General features: G+C 73.5%; 14 protein-coding genes. 6 read left to right on the plus strand and 8 right to left on the minus strand.

All coding sequences use genetic code 11. From position 1 onward, the window contains the following. Positions 1–106 precede the first annotated feature (106 nt). From AB0F11_RS07890 to AB0F11_RS07905, 4 genes are all read left to right on the plus strand, one after another. Entirely contained in the window at positions 107–484 is a 378-nt protein-coding gene (locus tag AB0F11_RS07890; protein WP_362169541.1) for a BlaI/MecI/CopY family transcriptional regulator, read from the plus strand. Further along, positions 481–1440, plus strand: coding sequence for a M56 family metallopeptidase (locus tag AB0F11_RS07895; protein WP_362169543.1), 960 nt, complete (start codon positions 481–483; stop codon positions 1438–1440). Before AB0F11_RS07890 ends, AB0F11_RS07895 begins: the two co-directional genes overlap by 4 nt. A 367-nt stretch (positions 1441–1807) precedes the next feature. Further along, on the plus strand, positions 1808–3214 hold the full coding sequence (locus tag AB0F11_RS07900) for a nucleobase:cation symporter-2 family protein (RefSeq protein WP_362169545.1): 1407 nt from the start codon (positions 1808–1810) through the stop codon (positions 3212–3214). Next, positions 3211–3924 (plus strand): helix-turn-helix transcriptional regulator, encoded by a 714-nt coding sequence (locus tag AB0F11_RS07905; protein WP_362169547.1) that lies wholly within the window; start codon positions 3211–3213, stop codon positions 3922–3924. Before AB0F11_RS07900 ends, AB0F11_RS07905 begins: the two co-directional genes overlap by 4 nt. Positions 3925–4020: 96 nt before the next feature. Here the strand turns inward: AB0F11_RS07905 and argJ are convergent, their stop codons facing one another. The 4 genes from argJ to AB0F11_RS07925 all read right to left on the minus strand — a co-directional run bounded on the left by argJ (position 4021) and on the right by AB0F11_RS07925 (position 9572). Then, on the minus strand, positions 4021–5190 hold the full coding sequence (gene argJ / locus AB0F11_RS07910) for a bifunctional glutamate N-acetyltransferase/amino-acid acetyltransferase ArgJ (RefSeq protein ID WP_362169549.1): 1170 nt from the start codon (positions 5188–5190) through the stop codon (positions 4021–4023). 128 nt (positions 5191–5318) lie between these two features. Continuing rightward, positions 5319–5960, minus strand: a complete 642-nt coding sequence (locus tag AB0F11_RS07915) for an AfsR/SARP family transcriptional regulator (RefSeq protein ID WP_362169551.1) — start codon at positions 5958–5960, stop codon at positions 5319–5321. Between the two features lie 245 nt (positions 5961–6205). Beyond that, positions 6206–7819, minus strand: a complete 1614-nt coding sequence (locus AB0F11_RS07920; protein ID WP_362169553.1) for an ABC transporter substrate-binding protein — start codon at positions 7817–7819, stop codon at positions 6206–6208. 97 nt (positions 7820–7916) lie between these two features. Beyond that, a complete protein-coding gene (locus AB0F11_RS07925; protein WP_362169555.1) occupies positions 7917–9572 on the minus strand; it encodes a penicillin-binding transpeptidase domain-containing protein in 1656 nt (551 codons plus the stop codon). Positions 9573–9808: 236 nt separating this feature from the next. Here AB0F11_RS07925 and AB0F11_RS07930 point away from each other — a divergent pair, with 236 nt between their 5' ends. Then, the gene (locus AB0F11_RS07930; protein ID WP_362169557.1) at positions 9809–11632 is read left to right on the plus strand and encodes a CocE/NonD family hydrolase; all 1824 of its coding nucleotides are present in this window, start codon (positions 9809–9811) and stop codon (positions 11630–11632) included. 91 nt (positions 11633–11723) lie between these two features. Here AB0F11_RS07930 and AB0F11_RS07935 read toward each other — a convergent pair whose 3' ends face one another. From AB0F11_RS07935 to AB0F11_RS07950, 4 genes are read right to left on the minus strand one after another with little or no spacing between them, the layout of a single operon-like run. Continuing rightward, positions 11724–13175, minus strand: a complete 1452-nt coding sequence (locus tag AB0F11_RS07935) for an MFS transporter (protein WP_362169559.1) — start codon at positions 13173–13175, stop codon at positions 11724–11726. Further along, a complete protein-coding gene (locus tag AB0F11_RS07940) occupies positions 13172–14212 on the minus strand; it encodes a GNAT family N-acetyltransferase (protein WP_362169561.1) in 1041 nt (346 codons plus the stop codon). The genes AB0F11_RS07935 and AB0F11_RS07940 overlap by 4 nt, the downstream gene beginning before the upstream one ends. Further along, on the minus strand, positions 14209–15837 hold the full coding sequence (locus AB0F11_RS07945; RefSeq protein ID WP_362169563.1) for an ABC transporter substrate-binding protein: 1629 nt from the start codon (positions 15835–15837) through the stop codon (positions 14209–14211). The genes AB0F11_RS07940 and AB0F11_RS07945 overlap by 4 nt, the downstream gene beginning before the upstream one ends. Next, positions 15834–16925 carry a GNAT family N-acetyltransferase gene (locus AB0F11_RS07950; protein WP_362169565.1) on the minus strand — a complete coding sequence of 364 codons (1092 nt, stop codon included), beginning with the start codon at positions 16923–16925 and terminating at the stop codon, positions 15834–15836. The genes AB0F11_RS07945 and AB0F11_RS07950 overlap by 4 nt, the downstream gene beginning before the upstream one ends. 134 nt (positions 16926–17059) lie before the next feature. On the opposite strand from AB0F11_RS07950, the gene AB0F11_RS07955 reads away from it, so the two are divergent. After that, positions 17060–18781, plus strand: a complete 1722-nt coding sequence (locus tag AB0F11_RS07955; RefSeq protein WP_362169567.1) for a thiamine pyrophosphate-binding protein — start codon at positions 17060–17062, stop codon at positions 18779–18781.

The following is an 18781-nucleotide window of genomic DNA, read 5'->3' on the forward strand; positions in this document are numbered from 1 at the left end:
GGCGACGATCACGCGCCCCTCGCTTAATGTGAGGAGGCGGACCGGGGCAACGACGCCCCGGTCGACTGCAGTCCTGTTCATGCACGACGTGCGGAGGATCGTTCCCATGGGAGACGCGAACGCGGATCGGCGGCCTCCGGGCGAGCTCGAGGCGAGTGTGCTGGCGACCCTGTGGGCGGCCGGCGGCCCGCTGACGCCGGGCCAGGTCCAGGAGGCGCTGAACACCTCGCACGCGCGCACCACCGTCACGACGATCCTGACCCGCCTGTACGACAAGGGCACGGTCACCCGCACCCGCTGCGGCCGCGGTTTCGCCTACCTCCCGACGGAGGACGCCTCCGGCCTGACCGCCCGCCGCATGCACTCGGAACTGGAGCGCAACGAGGACCGCGGCGCGGTCCTGAGCCGCTTCGTGTCCAAGCTCAGCGAGGAGGACGAAAGGATTCTGCGGGCGCTCCTCGACGCCGAGGGCGGCCCAGCGTGATCTACACGGTGTGGCTGCCCCTGCTCCTGCCGTTCCTGGCCGGGCCGGCGGCCCGCCGACTGGTCTCCCGCCTCGCGCCGCGGCAGGCGGTCCGGGTGCTGGCCCTCACCGCGGCGGGCCTCGCTGCGGGCAGCACCGCCGCACTCGCCCTGCTCGTCGTCCCCGGCGCCACCCACGTGCCCGCCGTCGCCGAGCTGGGCCGGCTGCTCACCCCGGTCACCGTGCACGCGGCGGTCGCGCCCGGCGCCCCGGCGGTCGCCGGCGCGTGCGTCGCCCTGGTCCTGCTCGTGATGTGCACGGGCCTGCTGGTCCGCGGGCTGCTGCGGCACCGCGCCCAACTGCTGCGGGCGCGGCGGCTGGCGGCCCGCGCCGGCGGCGAGCTCCTCGTCCTGCCCGACGAGACCCCCGACGCGTACGCCCTGCCCGGCCGCCCGGGCCGGATCGTGGTGACCGCGGGCATGCTGCGCGCCCTGTCCCCGGGGGAGCGCGAGGCGCTGCTCGCGCACGAACGCTCCCACCTGCGCGGCCGCCACCACCGCCACACCGCCGTGATGACGCTGGCCGCCCTGTGCCACCCGGCACTCGGGGCGCTGCGCGAGCCGCTGGCGTACGCCCTGGAGCGCTGCGCCGACGAGGACGCCGCCCGCGCCGTCGGAGACCGGCGTCTGACGGCCCGTGCGATCGCCAAGGCCGCGCTGGCCGCCCGTACTCCCGGCTCCGGCGGGCGCCCCGGCCTCGCGCTGGCCGCCACCGCGGGCCCGGTCCCGCGCCGGGTGGCGGCCCTGCTCGACCACGGGGCCGCCTCCGGCTCCGCCCGCAACCGGCGCGCGACCGGGCTCGCCCCGGCCTGCGCCCTGCTGTCGTGCCTGGCGCTGTCGGCGCTGTCGGCCGTGGACGCCGCCGGCGACCTGCACACGAGCATCGAGATCGCCCAGGGCGAGCGCCGGCCGCGCTGACGGGCGGCGCGGTCCGGGCCGCCGGCGGGGCCGGATTCCGCAGCCGTCCGCGGCGCGGCCCGCGCAAGACGTCCCCCACAGTGGGATGCGTGCTACGAAATCCGTAGCAGCAACCCCTCAAGACCCATGGAATCGCAAGCTACCGGCCGGTTTTGCTTTCAAAAACATTGTCCGCGGCCTTGCATGTCGGCGGGTGCGTCCGCCAGGATCAGTGCCGACCGGGCCCGGAACGGCCCGCTCCGCCTCGACTCCCGTCCGTGCACCGGCAATCCCGTGCCGTCGGCCGCCGGCTCCGCCCGCCCCATCCGCGCGGCCGCCCGCCCGCCTCCGAGGCCCTCTCATTCACCTACCTCAAGGCAAGGCAGAGATGGCACCACTGGCATCGCGCCGCAGACCCCGCACGACCGAGCACCCCGTCGACGAGGTCCTCCCGCTCCCACGGCTCGCGCTCTACGGCTTCCAGCACGTCCTCGCGTTCTACGCCGGAGCCGTCCTCGTCCCCGTGCTCCTCGGCAGCAGCCTCGGGCTCTCCCGCCAGGAGCTCGTCTACCTCATCAACGCCGACCTCGTCACGGCCGGCATCGCCACCGTCATCCAGGCCTGGGGCTTCTGGCGGATCGGCTCCCGCCTGCCCCTCGTCCAGGGCGCGACCTTCACGGCCGTCTCCCCGATGATCGCCATCGGCCAGGGCGCCGGCGGCGGCACCGCCGGCCTGCTGGTGGTCTACGGCGCCGTGATCACCGCCGGGCTCGCGACCTTCCTGCTGGCACCCTTCGCCGGCCGGCTGGCCCCGTACTTCCCGCCCGTCGTCACCGGCACCCTGCTGACCGTCATCGGCGTCACCCTCATCCCCGTCGCCCTCCAGGACGTCGGCGGCGGCGCCGGCCTCATCGGCACCCCCGGCTACGGCGACCCCTCCCACCTCGCGTACGCCGTCGGCACCCTGCTGTTCATCCTGCTCGTCTCCCGGCTCGGCGGGCCCTTCCTCGGCAGCGTCGCCGTCCTGCTCGGGCTGGTCGGCGGCACCCTGGCCGCCTGGCTGCTCGGCGACGCCGACCTCGGGGCCGTCGACCAGGCGGACTGGCTCGGCGTCAGCACGCCCTTCCACTACGGCCTGCCGCACTTCTCGCTGTTCCCGATCCTGGCGATGGTCGTCGTCATGATGATCACGGCGGTGGAGACCACCGGCGACGTGTACGCGATGGGCGAGATCACCGGCCGGCCCGTCGACGGCGAGACCGTCGCCCGCGCCCTGCGCGCCGACGGCGTCTCGACCGTCCTGGGCGGCCTCTTCAACTCCTTCCCGTACGTGGCCTTCGCCGAGAACATCGGCCTCGTCCGCATCACCCGCGTCACCAGCCGGTTCGTCGTGGTCGCGGCGGGGCTGTTCATGATCGCGCTGGGGCTCGTGCCCAAGGCCGGCGCGGTCGTCGCCTCGATCCCGCACCCGGTGCTCGGCGGCGCGGCCGTCGCGATGTTCGGCATGGTCGCCACCGTCGGCATCCAGATCCTCGCCCGGGTCGACCTCAAGGAGGAGCGCAACGCCCTGATCCTGGCGGTCAGCCTCGGCGCCGCCATGCTGCCGACCGTCGTCAGCCCGTTCTTCGAGCGGATGCCCACCGAACTGCGGGCGGTCCTGGGCAGCGGGATCACCCTCGGCAGCCTCACGGCGGTCCTGCTCAACCTGTTCTTCCACGGGTTCACCGCCCGCAGGGCCCGTGAGGAGATCGACTGGGACGCCCTCGCCGAACCGGACGCCCCGGCGACCCGGTGACCGCGGGCATGCACCCGGACCCCGACCTCCCCCCTTTCTCCCCGGCCGAGGCCCGGGCCGCCCGCCTGCGCATCGGCCTGACCCCGCAGCAGGTCGCGGGGCAGCTGGCCCAACTGGGGCTGCCCCACAGCCCCGAGACGGTCCTGGCCTGGGAGTCGGGCACGGCGGCCCCCTCGGAGGCCGACCTCTTCGCCCTGGCCGACGCCCTGTGGTGCCCGGTCCCGGCACTCATGGCGCTGCGGCCCCGGACGCTGCGCGAGCACCGGCTGGCGCGGCAGTTCACCCGGGAGCGGCTCGCCCGGCGCATCGGCATGCCGGCCGAGGACTACGGCCGGGCCGAGGCCGGGCGGCCCTGGCCGGGCAGCGACCACCAGACCCTGCTGCTGGCGGACGCCCTGGGCCTGGCCCCCGACGCCCTGCACCGCATCCTCGACCGCGACGGGGAGCTCCTCACCCTGCTGCGCGCGGCGGTGGAGGGCCGCTGGAAGCAGTACACCGTCCCGCTGGCCCGGCTCACCGGGGCCGAGCCGGAGGAGGTGGCCCCGGCCCTGCGCACCCTGCACCAGGAGTTCGCCCGGTTCAACGAGCGCTACCTCGGCCATCTCGTGGCCCGCAGCGGCGAGGCGCGCCTGCGCGAGGTCGCCGCGGACCGCGCGGCCTGGCTGCGGGCCCTGCCGGAGCGCTTCCGCCGGCTGACCGGCTCCCGGTGAGCGCGCGGCCGGGCGGGCGCCCGGCCCGGCCGCGCGCTCAGCGCGGGCGTGGACCCGTACGCGGCGTGGACCCGTACCCCCGGCCCCGGCCGGGGCTCAGGTGGTGTACTCCGAGTTCAGGCGGACGTACCCCTCGGTCAGGTCGCAGCCGTAGACGGTGAAGGAGCCGTCGGCGATGCCCAGGTCGACCCCGATCAGGACCTCGTCGGCGGCCTTCAGGTAGTCGGCGACCTCGGCGCGCCGGACCTGCTCGTCGCCGCCCGGCGGGTAGACCTCGACCGCGCCGAAGGAGACGCGGACCCGGTCGGGCGCGATGTCCGTGTCGTCCTGGCACTTGCCGACGGCCATCACGACGCGGCCCCAGTTGGGGTCGGCGCCGTGCACGGCGGTCTTCACCAGGGGCGAGTTGACCACGGCCTTGCCCACCCGCTTGGCCTGGGCGTCGTCGCGGGCCCCGGTGACCGTCACCTGGATCAGCTTGGACGCGCCCTCGCCGTCCGAGGCGATCATCTTGACCAGGGCCAACGCCACCTCGCGCAGGGCCTCTTCGAAGGCCTCGGGGTCCACCGGGCCGGCCAGGCCGTTGGCGAAGAGCGCGGCGCTGTCGGAGGTGGAGGTGTCCGTGTCGATGGACACCGCGTTGAAGGTCACGTCCATCACCCGCTTGAAGGCGGCGGTCAGCCACGCGCCGTCGAGCTCGGCGTCCGTCACGAAGAAGGTGAGCAGGGTGGCCATGTCGGGCTCGATCATCCCGACGCCCTTCGCGATGCCGGTCAGCACGGCGTCGCCGACGCGTACGGAGACGCACTTGGGCCGGGTGTCGGTGGTCATGATGGCCCGCGCGGCCGCGTCCATGCCGGCGGCCGGCTGCTGCGGCGGCCAGGCCAGGCCTTCGAGGTGGCCGAGGATCGACGGCAGCGGGTACTGCACGCCGATCACGCCGGTGGAGGCGATGAGCAGTTCGGAGGGGTCGATGCCGACGGCGCGGGCGGCCGCGTCGCGGACCGCGGCGGCGTTGCGGGCCCCCTCGGCGCCCGTGGCCACGTTGGCGTTGCGGGCCACGACCACGACGCCCCGGGCGGAGCCGTCGGCGACGGCCTCGCGCGACAGCAGGACCGACGGCCCGGCGAACAGGGAGCGGGTGAAGACGCCCGCCGTCTTCGCGGGGACCTCGGAGGCGATGATGCACAGGTCGTCGCGGCCGTCGTCGGCGATCCCGACCGGCGCGGTGTGGACGACGAAGCCCTTCGGCAGTGCGTGCGTCACGGCAGTCCTTCCCTGGGATGGATGCGAAGCGGATCTGATATGCATCAGTATGCGCGATCTTGAAAATCTATGCAATGCGGGCCGAAAGCAGGCCGGCACGGACATGACCGTGCCGGCCCTTTCAAGCCCTATGCGGCGATCTGGAGCTGCTGCGCCAGGATCGACTGCATCGTCTCGCGCAGCCGGCGCCCCGGCATGATGCCGATCTCGTCCATCAGCGTCCGCTTGGCCTGGTGGAACACGTTCAGCGCGTCCGCCTGGCGGTCGGCGCCGTAGTACGCGTGCATGAGGGCCACGTAGAGGTCCTCGCGCAGCGGATCCCCGGCGATCAGCCCGTCCAGGCGGGCGATCGCCTCCTCGTTCCGGCCGAGCTTGATGTCGAGCCGCGCCCGCTGCTCCAGCGCGGCGAGCCGCTCCCGGTCGAGCCCGTCGGCGCGGGCCCGGAGCCGGGCGGAGGTGATGTTGGCGAGTGCCTGCCCCTTCCACAGGGCCAGGGCCTCGTCGAGGCGGTCGGACGCCTCCCGGTACCGGCCGGCCTGGCCCGATTCCTTCGACTCCCGGACCATGTCGCGGAAGACGTACACGTCCACCCGGCCCGCCGGGACGTGGAGCTGGTAGCCGAGGGCGTGGGAGGCGAGGATCTCCCGCCCCACGCCCACCCCCTCGAATGCGGTGCGAATCATCCATGCGCTGTTCTGCAGCTGTCCGGAGACCGTCTTCGGGGGATCCGCGTCCCACGAATCCTCGACGATCGACTCCTTCGTCACCATCTGTCCCGCATTCAGAGCGAGGCTGGCCAGGAACTTCAACTGACGCTGACCCTGTACCGGAACCCGGGCTTCTGCATTGAAGGCGGTTACCGGTCCGAGGAGCCGGACCGTCACGCGCGTCGCAGTATCGATGTCATCCCCCTGATCATCGTATTCCCGCACCCGCAAGCGACTTTTGGTCGAAAAGTCGTCTTCCGGATGACTTGACCAGGTTATTACTCAAGATCCTCTTTCGCAAACGGGGATCAGTCGCTCAGCGAAATCGCAGCATAGTCGTACATTCCGTACACCTGGGACATGCGTACGTTGGCAGCCCGACTCCCCCTGACCACCACGGACTTGACGTACATGTAGGGGCACATCACGGCCGCCTCCATCGCCTCCCGGTCCACGGCCGCCCACAGGGCCTCCCGCGCCTGCGCGTCGAAGGTCCGCGCCCCCTCGTCGAGCATGGCGTCGATCTCCTGGGACGCCAGTTCACCCAGGTTCTGGTTCCCCGCCTCCTTGATCGCGCGCGAATCCGCGATCTGCTGCAGGTAGCCGAAGCCGTCCGGGAAGTCCGCCGCCCAGCCGAACATGACGATGCCGATGCCGTGCTCGCGCAGGTACGCCGGAACGCCCGCCGTCTCGGTGAAGTAGCCGCCCGAGGTGAACGGCACCACCTCCGCCTCGATGCCCACGCGGGCCAGGCCCCGCGCCAGCGCGAGCGCCGCGTTCCACTCCTTGCGCCGGTCCTCGCGCGCCGCGATCCGGGTCCGGAAGCCCTCCGGCAGCCCGGCCAGCGCCAGCTCCCGGCGGGCGGCGTCGAGATCGCCCGTGGCGTCGGGGCCCACCGGGTACCGGTCGTGGGGCTCGTGGCCCAGCACCGTGGGCGGCAGGAGCGTGGTGGCGATGTCCCCGGCCGGCTCCCCGCCGTACGCGGCGCGCATCGCCGCCTTGTCCGTCGCGTACTGCACCGCGCGCCGCGCGTGGACGTCCCGCAGCGGCCCGACGTTCTGGTTGATGCAGTACAGCCACACGAACCCGGTGTGCGGGTTGTCCACGCCCTCCCGGGCCGCCGGATCAGCCAGCAGCCGGTCCTGGGTCTCGGGCTGCACTCCGACCCCGGCCAGGTCGATGTCGGCCTCCCCCGCCAGCAGCATCCGGTCCACCTCGGGGCCGGACACCCCCAGCCTGACGGTGACCGCGTCGGGCAGCGCCGTGCGGACGGGGTCGGTCTCGCGGACCCAGTGCGGGTTGCGGGCCAGGGTGAGGCGGTCCCCGGGCAGGTACTCCTCGATCAGGTACGGGCCCGAGGAGACCGGCCGCCACCGGTACTCGGGATGGGTGTCGGCCCGCTGCGGCACCGGGATCGTGGTGGGCAGCGCGGCCAGGTAGTCGAAGCCCGCGAACGGCTCCTTCAGCCGGAAGACGACGGTGTGCTCGTCGGGCGTCGCGATGCCCTGCGGCCCCGTCAGGTACTGGCGGAAGTAGGCCGGGCCCCCGCGGGTCACCGCACCCCCGTACACCTCCTCGGGGAAGTTGGCGCGCAGGACGGCGTAGCGGACGTCCTGCGAGGTGACGGGGGTGCCGTCCTCGAAACACACGCCCTCGCGCAGCCGGTAGGTCCAGGTGCGGCCGCCGTCGGACGGCTCGCCGAGCGAGACGGCGAGGTCCGGCACCGGCTGTGGCCGGCCGTCCTCCCCGGTCCCGTAGCCGACCAGGGGCCGGCCGAGGAGGCGGATGAAGTTCCAGGTGTACGCGTAGTACGTGTCGGCGGGGTCGAGGGAGTCGAAGTCGTCGGTGCGGACGAAGCGGAGCGTTCCGCCCGTGCTGTCCGACGGGTTCACGGTCCCGTGCGACGCGGCGTCGAAAGCCACAGGGTCTCAGTCCCAACTGTGTTGCAGGTGGTGCGGTCTTGGGGGTGCAGGCGGCATCCGCCCGGTGCCGTGGGGTGGCGCGGGGCGTGCAGCGTGGTCAGCGGAGGGCTTCGAGGAACCGGGCGGCCACCGGGCCGGCGTCCTTGCCGCCCGAGCCGCCGTCCTCGATCAGGACGGACCAGGCCACGTCCCGGTCGCCGAGGTAGCCGATCATCCAGGCGTGCGTCTGCGGCGGCTTGGCCTCGCCGTACTCGGCCGTGCCGGTCTTGGCGTGCGCCGTGCCCGGTACGTTCTTCAGTGCGGCCGCGGCCCCGTGGGTGACCGTGGCGCGCATCATCTCCCGCAGTCCCTCGGCCACGCCTGCCTCCAGGGCCGGGGCGGTGTGCCGGTTGCCGACGTGGTCCGGCACGAGGACGGGCTGCTTGAAGGCGCCCTCCTTCACCGTGGCCGCCATGGAGGCCATCACCAGCGGCGACGCCTGGACCCGGGCCTGCCCGATGGTGCTGGCAGCCAGCTCGTTGTCGGAGGCGGGCAGCGGGACCGAACCGTCGTAGGAGACGGCCCCGATGTCCCACGGGCTGCCGATGCCGAAGGACTTGGCGGTCTCCGGCAGGGCCGGCCCGGCCACCTTGCGGCGGGCCTCGACGAAGAAGGTGTTGCATGACTTGGCGAAGGAGTCCCGCAGGAGCGAGCCCTCCGGCAGGACGAACTGGTTCTGGTTCTCGAAGCGCTGGCCGTCGACGGAGGCGTACTTCGGGCACGCCGCCACGTCCGTCGGCTTCATGCCGGCCTTCAGCAGCGCCGCCGCCGTGACGACCTTGAAGGTCGAGCCGGGCGGATAGCGGCCCTCCAGCGCCCGGTTCATTCCGCCGGGCCGGTTCGCGGCGGCGAGGACGGCGCCGGTGCGCGGGTCGATCGCCACGATCGAGGCGTTCTTGTCCAGGCCCTCCAGGGCGCCCGAGGCGGCCCGCTGCACCTTCTGGTCGATCGTCGTGCGGATGTCCTCGCCCTTGCCGGACGGGCCCTGCGTCAGCGGTTTGACCACGGCCCCGGACCGGCGGTCGGCGACCACCACGGACTTGCCGTACGAGGCGCCGCCGGACAGTTCCTTCTGGTAGCGGGCCTGGAGCCCCGAGACGCCCCTGCCCTGCTCGTCGACCGCCCCGGTCAGGGACGCGGCCTCCAGCGGGGCGCCGTCCTTGTCGAGGATCCGGCCGCGGCCGGTGTTCGCCGCGAGCGCGAGGGTCTGGCCGGCCTCCATCTGCGGGTGGACCACGGGCGTGGAGAACTGCACCTTCCAGGCTCCGGCGCCGTCCTTGACCACCTTCGCCTCGGAGTCGTACACCAGCTCCCCGGCGCCCGCGGTCTGCAGCGAGACCTTGAACGGCACCCTGACGGCGCCCTTCCCGCCCTTCCCGCCCTTCGACGCCTGGTCGCGGTCCGCGGTGATGACGGCCTTCGTCGGCGCGAGGTTCTTCATCACCGACTGCAGCAACGACACGGCACTGTCCGGCGAATCGGTCAGGCCCGCCGCGTCCGCGGGCCGGTTCGCCGCCCACGCGTCGAGGAACTGCTGGAGGTGGCCCGCGGCCGCGGCCACGTCCTTGTCCTGCGGCGCCGGGGAGAGGAAGCGGTGGCCCGCGTACGCTCCCGCGCCGAGCACGGCCGCGGCCGCCACGGCTGCGCCCGCGCGCTTGCCCCGGCCCGTTCTGCGGCGGGAGGAGACGTTCTGGTCAACCGCATGGTCAGACATGTCGGTCAGGGTAGGCAGGGGCCGTCTCCGGGCTCTCTCGCCGGTCTCCCGGTGCTCTCCCGGCCCGCCCGGGTACTTGATCTTGTGCCGGGGGACGTGTTGGGGTGGCCCCACCGCGAACCGGCCGCCGCTGCGCGCAGGTTCGCCAGCGGGTCGTCCGTGCGGCCCGGCCGGGCCGACCGCCCCGGCTCCGCCGCGCGCGACCCCTCGTCCCAGCCTCTACCGAGAGTGCATCCATGCAAATCGCACGACGTACCGTCGTGTTCACCGCAACCGTTGCCTCCCTGCTCACCGGAACGCCGGCCATGGCGTACGCACAGCAGGCACAGGGCACGCAGCCGGTGCACGACTTCAGCAAGGCCATACGCGAAACGGTGTTCGTGACCACGGACACGGACACCGACGGCGACGGCCGCAAGGACAAGGTCCGGGTCCAGGTGATCCGCCCGGACACCCCCCGCAAGGTCCCGGCCATCATCGAGGCCTCCCCGTACCACGGCGGCTTCGCGAAGGCCGACTTCCACCCCGCCGACGTCACCGGCACCCCGCAGCTGGCCCCCTGGGCGCCGGGCGAGGCCGCCAGGGACGTCGACCAGTACCCGCCGTACTGGGACAACTACTTCGTCTCGCGCGGCTACGCCACCCTCGCGGTCTCCACGCTCGGCACCGGCGGCTCCACCGGCTGCCCCGGCACCGTCTCCCCCGAGGAGGTCAAGGCGATGACGAAGGTGGTGGACTGGTTGAACGGCCGGGCCGGCGCCACCACGGCCGTCGACGACAGCGGCACCGAGGCCAGGGCCACCGGCTGGTCCACCGGCACCGCCGCGATGACCGGCACCAGCTACAAGGGCACCCTCGCGCTGGCCACCGCCACCACCGGCGTGCGCGGCCTGAAGACCGTCGTGCCGATGCTGCCGGTGTCCGACTGGTACGACTACTACCGCGCGAACGGCGGGAACGTCGGCCCCAAGGGCTACCCCGGCAACGACGCCGACATGCACGTAAAGCTGGTCTTGACCCGCGACCGGCCCGAGGCCTGCGCCAAGGCGGTCGCGGACGTGCAGGCCCGGATGGGGCACGAGAACGGCGACCTCAACGCCTTCTGGCGGGAGCGCGACTTCGGCTCGCGCACCGACCGGATCCGCGCCTCGGTGTTCCTGGTGGCCGGGCTGAACGACTGGAACGTCCGCCCCAAGCAGAGCCTGGACCTGTGGTCGAAGCTCCAGCGCTCGGGCGTGAAGTCCCGGCTGTGGCTCACCCAGGGCCAGCACGACGACCCGCTGGACATCCGCCGCCAGGCGTGGCTGGACTCGGTCCACAAGTGGTTCGACCAGGAGCTGATGGGCCTGCGCTCCGGCGCCGACGGCGAGCCGAGGGTGCAGGTGCAGCGCCCGTCGGGCGCGTGGGACGCGTACCGCGGGTGGCCCGCCCGCGGCGCCCTCGACCGGACGCTGGGGCTCGGCGCCCTGCAGGGCCCGCAGGCGCGCGTGTGGACGGACGACCCGTCGCGCAGCGGCGACCAGCTGGCCACCGCCCCGGAAAGCGAGGACCCGGCGCGGCTCGCCTATCTCACGGAGCCGCTGAAGGAGGCCACGCGGATCTCCGGCACCCCGAGGATCTCCGTGCGGGCGGGGGTGGAGGGCCCCTCCCCGTACCTGTCGGCGTTCCTCGTCGACTACGGCCCGGCGAACTATCCGGTGAAGCTGAACGCCGGCCAGGAGAACTGGTGCTTCGGCGACAGCGCCCCGGGCAACACCGGGTGCCGCCCGCTGAAGGAGTTCAGCCGGGAGGACAAGCCGTTCAAGATCATCACGCGGGGGTGGACGGACGTCCGCAACCGCACCAGCGCCGCCTGGCAGAGCCCGGTCGAGCCGGGGAAGGCGTACACCTTCCGCTGGGACCTGGAGCCGACCGAGCACATCGTGCCGGCCGGGCACCGCATCGGGATCGTCCTCACCTCGACCGACCGCGACCACACCCTTCGGTACCCGGCGGGGACCCGCGTGACGCTCGACCCGGCGGCCTCGGCGGTCACCCTGCCGCTCGCCTCCGCCCGCTGACACCCGGAAAAGGGCCGTCCCGGCACTCCACCGGGGGTGTGGAAGTGCCGGGACGGCCCGGCTCCCCGTCCTGGTCGCGGACCGGGGAGGCTCACCGCGAGGACGCGGCCACGGCGTCCTCTGCGGTGCCACCCACGCTAGGTTCCGCTGCTCTTTCCGGACTCTCCGTCCGGCTCTCGGGAAGCCGCAGCCGCAGCAGCACCACCCAGGCGCAGGCGGCCGCGCCGCCGCCCGCGAGGACGACGTCGGCCGGATCCGCGATGCGGGTGGCGGCGGAGGCCAGGGCCGCGCCGAGCGGGATCATCCCCCACACCAGGGTGCGCAGGGTGGCGTTGACCCGGCCGAGCAGCTCCGGCGGGGTCACCGACTGGCGCAGGCTGATCTGGGCCACGTTGTACACCACCGCCCCGGCGCCCACGCCGAACAGCGCGACCGCGGTGGCCCAGACCGGGACGCGGCCGGTGAAGCCGGCGAGGAGGGCGAAGGGGGCGGGCAGCATCAACCCGACGGTGATGGACCGGCCGGGCCCGAGCCGCTGTGCGAGGCGCCGTACGGTGAACGAGCCGGCCAGGCCGCCTGCGCCGAGTGCGGCCATGACCGTGCCGGCCGCTGTGCGGGAGAGGCCGTGCGCGAGCATGAGGGCGATCAGGAGGGCGGCCACCGCGGACCAGGCCGCGTTGAACAGGCCGGTCGCGGCTGCGATGCGGCGCAGGGTGGGGTGGGCCGCCACGAAGCGGAGGCCTTCGGCGACGTCCCGCCAGACTCCGGCTTGCGCCGGCGGGCGGGGGTTCGGGGCCGCTGCGCGGGGCTCCTCCCCGCCCCGCCCTTTCTCCGTTTCCCGGGGCTGCGCCCCGGAGCCCCTTCGCCTCAAACGCCGGCGGGGCTGGGAGGTTCGGGGCTCCGCCTCGGAGCCCCTTCGCCTCAAACGCCGGCGGGGCCGGGGGGTTCGGGGCTCCGCCCCGGACCCCGTTCGCCTCAAACGCCGGCGGAGCTGGACGGTGAGCAGGAGGGAGGCGGCCGAGATGGCGTAGCTCAGGGCGGAGAGGGCGAAGCCCAGGGGGGCGGCGGTCCAGGCCAGGGTGCCGGCGAGTACCGGGCCGAGGACGGCCGCGGTGGACTCCGCCGCGGACAGCCGGGCGTTGCCCCTGACCAGGTCCCCGGCGGGCAGCAGCGCGGGGACCGCCGACTGGGCCGCGACGTCGAAGAACACCGAGGCCACCCCGACGGCGAACGCGGCCGCGTACAGCAGTCCCAGTTCGAGGCGGCCCGCGGCCCACGCCAGGGCGACGCACAGGGCGGTGGCGCACCGCGCCCCGTCCGCGGCGACCATGACGGGGACCTTGCGGCAGCGGTCGACCCAGGACCCGGCGGGCAGCCCGACGAGCAGGAAGCCGGCGGTCTGCACCGCCATCAGCGCCGCCGCCTGCGCCGCCGAGGCCCCGCAGGCGGCCAGCGCGGTCAGCGGGAAGGCGGTCTGCGCGATCCTGAAGCCGAACTGGGAGGCGGTGTGGGCGGCGAGGAGCCGCCCGAACTGGGGGGTCATCGCGCGGTGCTCAGCTCCCAGGCCCACCGGGCGCCGGCCGGCACGAAGCCGAAGCCTGCGTTGACGCGCAGCATGTGCGCGTTGCCCGAGGCGTTCCAGGTGTCGACGTGGGCCAGCCGGGGCTCCGCGGCGCGGGCGCGGGCGAGGTTGTGGGCCTTCACCTGGCGGCCGAGGCCGAGGCCGCGGTGCGCGGGGTCCACGATGGTGATCGCCTGGAGGGCGTTGTCCGGGTTGGCGCGGGTCATCGACAGCGCCGTCCAGGCGGCCATCCGGCCGGTGGTGCGGTCGAGGATCGCGCACTGGTGGGCGCGCCGGCCGCGGGTGATCCGCATGCGCTCGAAGTCCCGGATGCGGGAGATCGCGGCGGGCTGCGGCTGCCATCCCGGGTCCCCGGTCGGGGCGGTGGCCGACAGTGCGGCCTCCAGCCGGGCGGCTTGTTCCACCAGCTCCTCGGGGACCTCGCTGCCCCAGTACCGGACGGACATCGACTCCGGCAGCGGCTGCGGCAGCGGCGCGTCCGCGACGTCGAGGCGCAGGTGGTCGAGGGTCCACACCGGCCGCGCGCCGATCGCCGCGGCCAGGTGGTGCGCCGGTGCGGTGCCGGTGTCGCCGGCCGGCCCCGCGGGACCGGAGTCGGCGGTGAAGAGGATCCGCGAGCGCTGCGCCGCCCCGGCCCGGTCCCGTACGAACTCCACGAGGCGGCGCCCGGCACCCTGTCGGCGCAGGGCCGGGTGGACGGCGAGGACGGCCGCGGTGACGGCCTCGGTGTTCTCCTCCTGCGGGAACTCCAGGCGTACGGAGGCCACGCACCGCCCCGAGCCGTCGCGGCCCGCCCACTCCTCGACCCGGGTGGCCGGGGGCGGGACCATCAGCGATCCGGTGAAGTCGGCGAGGCAGGGGGCGGGCAGGTGGGGCGTGTCGGCCCGGTGGACGAGGGTGCGCAGCTCGAAGACGTCGTCGACGGCGTTGCGGTCGGCGGGGTCGAGGGGGGTGAGGTCGAGGAGGGTGGGGTCGAGGAGGGTGGCGTCGAGGTTCATCGGAGTACTCCCATGGCCTGGATGTCGTAGAGGCCGAAGGCGGGGTGGACGTAGACGTTCGTCAGGTCGGGGTGGCGGTAGTGCAGCGTCCGGTCGTGGGCCATCGGCAGCATGACGGCGCGGTCCATCACGGCCTTCTCGATCCGGCGCCACACCGCGCGGCGGGCCGCGGCCCCGGTCGTGGTGCAGGCCTCGTCGATGAGGGTGCGCACCAGCGGGTCGTCGAGCTCGGCGAAGTTGAAGTTGCCGCCGCCGCGCTTGATCTGCCGGCCGTCGACGAGCGGGGCCAGGAAGCCGTACTCGGTGGGGTAGTCGGCGCCCCAGTCGGTGACGCCGAGGCCGAGGCCGAGCCTGCGGACGGTCTGCGGGCTGCCCAGGCCGGTGCGGTAGTAGGAGGCGGTGTCGAGGACCTCCACCCGGGCCCGGATGCCGACGCGGCCCAGGCTGGTGGCGAGGGTGCGGGCGACCAGCTCGAACTTGCCGGGCTGGGTGGCGATCACGGTCTCGAAGCCGTCCGGCAGCCCGGCCGCGGCCAGTTCGGCGCGCGCCGCGTCCAGGTCGCCGGTGAGGCGGGGCCCGGACGGGTAGCGGTCCTGGCTGCTGTGTGCGGGCAGGTTGGGCGGGATCAGGCCGGTGGCGAGGGAGCCGCCGACGCCGTCGCCGCCGCGGGCGTCGAGCAGTGCGGCCTTGTCGGCGGCGTAGAAGACGGCGCGGCGGGCGTGCAGGTTGTCGAAGGGCGGGACGGCGGTCTGCACGGTGATGTACTGCAGGAAGCCGGTGGCCGGGTTGTCGGCCTGCGCCCGCAGCGCCGGGTCGGCGAGGATCCGGTCGCGCGCGGCGTGCTGGATGCCGCGGCCCTCCACGTCCACGTGGAACTCGCCGGCGAGGAGGCGGTCGTCCATCTCGTTGACCTCGACCCCGAAGGCCACGGTCAGCTCGTCGGGCAGGGCGGGCCGGACCGGGTCGGTGCTCCGCTCCCAGGCGTTGTTGCGCACCAGGTGCAGCAGGCGGCCGGGCTCGTAGCGGTGGATCCGGTACGGGCCGGAGCAGACCGGCCGCGACCCGTACGCCTCGCGGGTGTCGCGGTGTTCGGGCACGGGCGCCGTGTTCGGCTGGGCCATCAGGTAGTCGAAGTCCGCGAAGGGCCGGCTGAGGCGGAAGCGGACGGTGTGGTCGTCGGGCCGCTCCACGGCCGGGCAGCGCTGCCCGTCGTACGGTCCGCGGTAGCCCTCGTGGTCGAGGAGGTCGGTGAGGTACGTGGGGCCGCCGGGCAGGACGTGCTGGGCGAACACCCGCTCCACGGCGTACGCGACGTCGTGGGAGGTGATCTCCTCGCCGGTCTCGAAGCGGATGCCCCGCTTCAGCCGGTAGGTCCAGGTCAGCCCGTCGGCGGAGACCTCGCCCGGACCCTCGGCGAGGTCGGGGACGACCTCCGCCCGCTCCGGGTCGGTGCCGAAGGCCATCAGGGTGCGGTTCAGGGCGCGCTGCAGCAGCCAGGACCACACGTAGTAGGTGCGGGCGGGGTCGAGGGAGTCGACGTCGGCGGAGGCGACCATCTCCAGCCGCCCTCCGCGCCGGGTGGACGGGTTGACCACCGATCCGATCGCCGCGTTCCAGCCGGTCATGCGGGGAGCTCCTTGACGTAGAGGTACTGGCGGGAGAGGGCGCAGCCGCGGGAGACCTTCGCCTCCGTGGAGCCGATGCCGTAGTGGACCCGGCGCACGCCGGCCGCGGGCGCCCGGTCGGCGACGGTGTAGTAGAGGAGCTCGTAGTACAGGGGCAGCCTGGCCTGGGCCTGGGCGGCGTAGTCGAAGCCGGCGCGGTGGGCGAACCAGTCCTCGCCGTGCTCCAGGATCAGCCCGAAGCCGGCGATCTCGCCGTCGAGGACGGCCTTGGAGACCAGGGCCCGGTCCCCCAGCTGCCGGTGGGCGGCCTCCAGGACCGCCTCCGAGCGGCGCGGGTCCCAGCCGGCCATGCCGTACTTGGCGAACAGCTGGGTCTCGAGCGCGGCGAGGCGGGGGATGTCGGCCGGGTCGAGCGGGGCGAGGGTGATCTCCGCCCCGCAGGCCTCGATGCGGCGGCGCTCGGACCGTACCCGGCGGGAACGGGCGGCGGGCAGGCTCATCGCGTAGTCGGTGAAGTCCCCTCCCGGCAGCGTGAGGGTGGCGAACTCCCCCGACACGTGCGAGGTGTAGCCGCGCTCGGCGAGGACCTGCTGCTGGAGGGTGTCGCGGGAGTCCACGTACGGGAAGCACACCGAGCGGCAGCCCTCCGCGGCGGCGGTGCGCTCGGCCCGCTCGGCCATGAGGTGGACGGTCTCCGCGTCGGCGCCGGGGCCGAGCAGCAGGCGGGTGCGGCCCAGGTGGCGGCCGCCCAGCATCATCGAGGGCATCAGCCGGTCGAGGTCGCCGAAGGCCGCCGACACCTCCGCGGCGCCCGCCATCTGCTCGGCGGCGCAGTGCGCGATCAGCAGGTCGGTGCGGCCGAGGGACCAGGGCGACTCCCGGGTCGCGAGCACCAGCGGGAGCCCGGCCAGCAGTTCACCGCCGGCGCGGGCGGTGAGGTACCGCATCCAGGCGCCGGACGAATCGTGCAGCACCCGCATCCAGGGCGGGGTGAGGAAGAAGTCCTCCGCGCCCGCCAGCGCGTCCCAGCCGACTTCCCTCGCGTGCTCGGGAGTTGGCCACTCATCCACCACAACATCTGTTTTCACGCATGGATCCTGGTCCGCTCCACTCTTTCGTCACTCTCCGTCCGCTCCCGGATACCGGAACGAGAGCCCGGAAAGAGACCGGCAGCCCAAGGTGGCCCCACCACACCGAAATTCGGACAGGAGACTGGTTTTACATGTCCCGCGTATCCACCGGCCCCAGCGAGCACCCGACCGCGGCCCACGCTCTTCTCAAGCGCCTGAAGGAGCACGGCGTCGAGAAGGTGTTCGGCGTCGTCGGCCGCGAAGCGGCGTCGATCCTGTTCGACGAGCAGGACGGCGTGGAGTTCATCCTCACCCGCCACGAGTTCACCGCCGGCGTCGCCGCCGACGTCCTGGCCCGCATCACCGGCCGCCCGCAGGCCTGCTGGGCGACCCTCGGCCCCGGCATGACCAACCTGTCGACCGGCATGGCCACCTCGATGCTGGACCGCTCCCCGGTCATCGCCCTGGCGGCGCAGTCCGAGTCGCACGACATCTTCCCGAACGACACCCACCAGTGCCTCGACCTGGTGAAGATCGCCGAGCCGATGACGAAGTACGCCGTCGAGCTGGAGCGCCCGGCGGAGATCACCGACCTGGTGGACTCCGCGGTCTCCGCGGCGATGACGGAGCCGGTCGGCCCCTCGTTCATCTCCCTGCCCGTCGACCTCCTCGGCTCCTCCGAGGGCATCGACATCACGAAGGACCACGGCCCGGCCCGGACCCCCGAGAAGCCGATCGGCGCGGTCCAGCCCGGCTGGGAGTCGGCCGCCGACCAGGCCGCCGAGATGGTCAAGGACGCGAAGAACCCGGTGTTCGTGGTCGGCGCCGCCGCCATCCGCGCCGGTGCCGTCCCGGCCATCCGCGCCCTCGCCGAGCGCCTGAACATCCCGGTCATCACCACGTACATCGCCAAGGGCGTGCTCCCGCACGGCCACGAGCTGAACTACGGCGCCGTCACCGGCTACATGGACGGCATCCTGTCGTTCCCGGCGCTGGAGACCCTCTTCGGTCCCGCCGACGTCATCCTGACCATCGGCTACGACTACGCCGAGGACCTGCGCCCCTCGATGTGGGAGCGCGGCATCGAGAAGAAGACCGTCCGCATCTCCCCCACCGCCAACCCGGTGCCGCGGATCTACCGCCCGGACGTCGACGTCGTCACCGACGTCCTGGCCTTCGTCGAGCACCTGGACGCCGCCACCGGCGGGCTCGCCGCGAAGGACCGCCACGACATCGCGCCGCTGCGCGAGCGCATCGCCGAGTTCCTGGCGGACCCCAAGCACTACGAGGACGGCATGCGCGTCCACCAGGTGATGGACTCCATGAACACCGTCATGGCCGAGATCGCCAAGCCGGGCGAGGGCACGATCGTGTCCGACATCGGCTTCTTCCGCCACTACGGCGTGCTGTTCGCCCGCGCCGACCAGCCGTTCGGCTTCCTGACCTCGGCAGGCTGCTCCAGCTTCGGCTACGGCATCCCGGCCGCGATCGGCGCCCAGATGGCCCGCCCGGAGCAGCCGACCTTCCTCATCGCGGGCGACGGCGGCTTCCACTCCAACAGCGCGGACCTGGAGACCATCGCCCGCCTGAACCTGCCGATCGTCACCGTCGTCGTCAACAACGACACCAACGGCCTGATCGAGCTGTACCAGAACATCGGCCACCACCGCAGCCACGACCCGGCCGTGAAGTTCACCGGCGTGGACTTCGTCCAGCTGGCGCAGGCCAACGGCGTGGAGGCCACCAAGGCCGCCACCCGCGAGGAGCTGCTGGCCGCCCTGCGCAAGGGTGCCGAGCTGGGCCGCCCGTACCTCATCGAGGTCCCGGTCAACTACGACTTCAGCGCCGGCGGCTTCGGGGCGCTGAAGGTCTGA

Origin of the sequence: Streptomyces sp. NPDC032472, from assembly GCF_040636955.1 — a bacterium.
GTDB lineage: Bacteria > Actinomycetota > Actinomycetes > Streptomycetales > Streptomycetaceae > Streptomyces.

Excerpts from the sequence above, each read along its gene's own strand:
- AB0F11_RS07890 (WP_362169541.1), top strand. The coding sequence starts at position 107 with ATGGGAGACGCGAACGCGGATCGGCGGCCTCCGGGCGAGCTCGAGGCG.
- AB0F11_RS07900 (WP_362169545.1), top strand. The coding sequence starts at position 1,808 with ATGGCACCACTGGCATCGCGCCGCAGACCCCGCACGACCGAGCACCCC.
- AB0F11_RS07915 (WP_362169551.1), bottom strand. The coding sequence starts at position 5,960 with ATGGTGACGAAGGAGTCGATCGTCGAGGATTCGTGGGACGCGGATCCC.
- AB0F11_RS07925 (WP_362169555.1), bottom strand. The coding sequence starts at position 9,572 with ATGTCTGACCATGCGGTTGACCAGAACGTCTCCTCCCGCCGCAGAACG.
- AB0F11_RS07930 (WP_362169557.1), top strand. The coding sequence starts at position 9,809 with ATGCAAATCGCACGACGTACCGTCGTGTTCACCGCAACCGTTGCCTCC.
- AB0F11_RS07935 (WP_362169559.1), bottom strand. The coding sequence starts at position 13,175 with ATGACCCCCCAGTTCGGGCGGCTCCTCGCCGCCCACACCGCCTCCCAG.
- AB0F11_RS07940 (WP_362169561.1), bottom strand. The coding sequence starts at position 14,212 with ATGAACCTCGACGCCACCCTCCTCGACCCCACCCTCCTCGACCTCACC.
- AB0F11_RS07945 (WP_362169563.1), bottom strand. The coding sequence starts at position 15,837 with ATGACCGGCTGGAACGCGGCGATCGGATCGGTGGTCAACCCGTCCACC.
- AB0F11_RS07955 (WP_362169567.1), top strand. The coding sequence starts at position 17,060 with ATGTCCCGCGTATCCACCGGCCCCAGCGAGCACCCGACCGCGGCCCAC.